The sequence below is a fragment of the Mesorhizobium sp. M8A.F.Ca.ET.202.01.1.1 genome (assembly GCF_004791595.1).
Lineage (GTDB): Bacteria > Pseudomonadota > Alphaproteobacteria > Rhizobiales > Rhizobiaceae > Mesorhizobium.
On sequence record NZ_SRUN01000057.1, the window covers coordinates 1 to 703 of the forward strand.

Sequence of the window (703 nt, forward strand, 5' to 3'; positions counted from 1 at the left end):
GAACTCGTCCCGCACGACAATATGCGCAAGACCATCGCGCGGCGCCTGGTCGAGGCCAAGACCACCATCCCGCATTTCTACCTGACGCTCGACTGCGAGCTCGACGCGCTGCTTTCGCTGCGCACGCAGCTCAATGCGGCGGCACCGGTGAAGAAGACCGACAAGGGTGAGGCGCCCGCCTACAAGCTGTCGGTCAACGACATGGTGATCAAGGCGATGGCCATGGCGCTGAAGGCGGTGCCGGATGCCAATGCCTCGTGGACCGAAAGCGCCATGGTCAAGCACAAGCATGCCGATGTCGGCGTCGCAGTCTCGATCCCCGGCGGCCTGATCACGCCGATCATTCGGCATGCGGATGAAAAGACGCTGTCGGTCATTTCCAACGAGATGAAGGATCTCGCGAGCCGTGCCCGTAGCCGCAAGCTGAAGCCGGAGGAATATCAGGGCGGCACCACGGCGGTGTCCAACCTCGGCATGTTCGGCATCAAGGACTTTGCCGCGGTCATCAACCCGCCGCACGCGACGATCCTGGCGGTCGGCGCCGGCGAGGAGCGGGCGGTGGTCAAGAACGGCGAGGTCAAGATCGCCACCGTGATGTCGGTGACGCTGTCGACCGACCATCGTGCGGTTGACGGAGCGCTGGGGGCCGAACTCTTGGTCGCCTTCAAGAAGTTGATCGAGAACCCGATGGGCATGCTGGTCT

General features: G+C 63.4%; 1 protein-coding gene. It reads left to right on the forward strand.

The features are described from left to right. A partial coding sequence (locus EN845_RS33800) for a 2-oxo acid dehydrogenase subunit E2 (protein WP_189522911.1) occupies nucleotides 1-703 on the forward strand: 703 nt, incomplete at both ends.